Source organism: Methylobacterium sp. ME121, from assembly GCF_000974725.1.
In the GTDB taxonomy this organism is placed as follows: domain Bacteria; phylum Pseudomonadota; class Alphaproteobacteria; order Rhizobiales; family Beijerinckiaceae; genus Methylobacterium; species Methylobacterium radiotolerans.
This window is the reverse complement of record NZ_BBUX01000157.1, coordinates 1-2,255: the sequence shown is the minus strand read 5'-3', so window position 1 is coordinate 2,255 and position 2,255 is coordinate 1. Positions and strand designations below refer to the sequence as shown.

The 2,255-nt window shown below is 67.2% G+C and carries 2 protein-coding genes; both read left to right on the top strand.

What is annotated here, in order from left to right:
* Positions 1-96 precede the first annotated feature (96 nt).
* Entirely contained in the window at positions 97-1,365 is a 1,269-nt protein-coding gene (locus ME121_RS32630; RefSeq protein ID WP_059410327.1) for an IS256 family transposase, read from the top strand.
* A gap of 294 nt (positions 1,366-1,659) precedes the next feature.
* Positions 1,660-2,255, top strand: a 596-nt coding sequence (locus tag ME121_RS32625) for an IS110 family transposase (RefSeq protein WP_491892953.1), incomplete at its 3' end; no start/stop codon positions are given.

Genomic DNA, 2,255 nt, shown 5'->3' with positions numbered 1-2,255 from the left:
AGCTATGCGGGAGATTGGGTGACGACGGTGAGTTGAAGGCGGCGTATCGAGGCGGGTGTCGAGCCTGCCAGAACCTCTCAGCGAGAGCGATACGCCATGGAGATACCTACCAACGTCGTCCGACTTCGTCATCCCGAAGACCTCGACGATCCCCTGACCGAGGTGCTGCGTAGCGGCGCTCGCCGCCTGCTCGCCCAGGCTGTCGAGATGGAGGCGGACGCGTTCCTGAGCGCGATGCAGGACCTGCGACTGCAGGATGGACGGGCCCGGCTGGTGCGGCACGGCCACGGGCCGGAGCGGGCGATCCAGACCGGCATCGGCCCGGTGCCGGTCGCGCGGGTCCGTGTCCGGGATCGCGGTGCGAGCGGGTCTGAGGACCGGGTCCGGTTCACCTCGACCATCCTGCCGAAATGGGCGCGGCGCACCCCCAGCCTGGATGCGCTGCTGCCGGTCCTGTACCTGCGCGGCATCTCGACCGGCGACTTCCAGGAGGCGCTGGCCGCCCTGCTGGGGCGCGACGCCCCGAACCTGTCGCCGGCCGTCATCGCCCGGCTGACGGCGACGTGGGCGGATGAGTACGCCCGCTGGCAGGCGCGCGATCTCTCCGCACGCCGCTATGCCTACGTCTGGGCCGACGGCGTCTATCTGCAGGCGCGGATGGCCGAGCAGGCAGACTGCATGCTCGTGCTGATCGGGGCGACGCCCGAGGGCAAGAAGGAGCTCGTCGGGTTCCAGGTGGGTGCGCGCGAGAGTGCCCAGAGCTGGCGGGAGTTGCTCGTCGACGTGAAGCGGCGCGGGCTGTCGATCGCGCCCGAGATCGCGGTCGGCGACGGCGCTCTCGGCTTCTGGCGGGCGCTGGACGAGGTCTTCCCCGGCACCGCTCACCAGCGGTGTTGGGTCCACAAGACGGCCAAAGTCCTCGACAAGGTGCCGAAGTCCATCCAGCCGGCGATGAAGGCGGACCTGCGCGAGATCCACGGCGCGCCGACCCGGGCGGCGGCCGAGGTGGCGCTGGCCGTCTTTGTCGAGAAGTACGGGGCCAAGTACCCTCGGGCCGCCGCCTGCCTGACCAAGGATCGTGACAGGCTGTTGGCGTTCTACGACTTCCCGGCCGAGCACTGGGATCACCTGCGCAGCTCGAACCCGATCGAGAGCGTGTTCGCGACAGTGCGGCATCGGACCGTGCGGACCAAAGGGGCGCTCTCGGCCACGACCGCCAAGCTGATGGTGTTCAAGCTCGTGATGGCGGCGTCGAAAACCTGGCGCCGGCTGAAGGGCGAAAACCAGTTGCCGAAGGTCGTGGCCGGCGTCATCTTCCGCGACGGGACCGAGGTCGTCGCGAGCCCAGACCACCGCGCCGCCTGACCGCCGCCGTCACCTAAAATCCGGCATAGCTCGCGTAATGGTAGCGCTAGACCCTGGCGTCTTTGATGGTGCGGTTCATCCGCTCGACTTGACCGTTATCCGGTATGCTCGACGGACCGTCTTGTATCTTGGAGTTGCCCGCTGACGCGAAGCCAGCGAGGCTACACGGTGAGGGTGATCCCGCGTTAGCCTTGGGCTTGTAAGCCTGCGACAAAGTAAGGTGCGGCCCTCACCCCCACAGTCCCGAACCCGGACAGCCGCTCGGGCCCGAGCTCGCATTCGCAAGGTAGGGTCATGGACGAACAACGCACCATCTTTGTCGGCATCGACGTGTCCAAGGACCGCCTCGACGTTCACCTCAGACCCTCAGGCGAGGCCTTCCATGTCCCTCGCGACGCGAAGGGGCTGGAGGTTCTCGCGCGCCGCTTCGGTAGCCTCCCGGTTGGCCTCGTCGTTCTGGAAGCCACGGGCGGCTTCGAGGGGAGTGTCGCTGCAGCGCTCGCTGCGGCCGGACTGCCGCTCTGCATCGTCAACCCACGCCAAATCCGCGACTTCGCCAGAGCCATGGGCCGGCTGGCGAAGACCGACACGCTCGACGCTGAGGTGATCGCCCTCTTCGCTGAACGCATCAGACCACCAGCCAGGCCCCTGCCAGAACCGGAGAGAAGCCACTTCGCCGAGCTCGTGAGCCGGTGGCGGCAGATCATCGGGATGATCAACATGGAGACCAACCGCCGCGATCAAGCCGTGGACAAGCAGCTGATCCGGAGGCTCAATCGGCACATCACCTTCCTGGAGAGAGAGCTCTCGGAACTCGACGGTGACATTGGTCAAGCCATCAAGGCCTCTCCGGTCTGGTGCGAGACCGAGGCGCTGCTCAAGTCCGTTCC

Coding starts and splice junctions, on each gene's coding strand:
- ME121_RS32630 (WP_059410327.1), top strand. CDS start 97: ATGGAGATACCTACCAACGTCGTCCGACTTCGTCATCCCGAAGACCTC.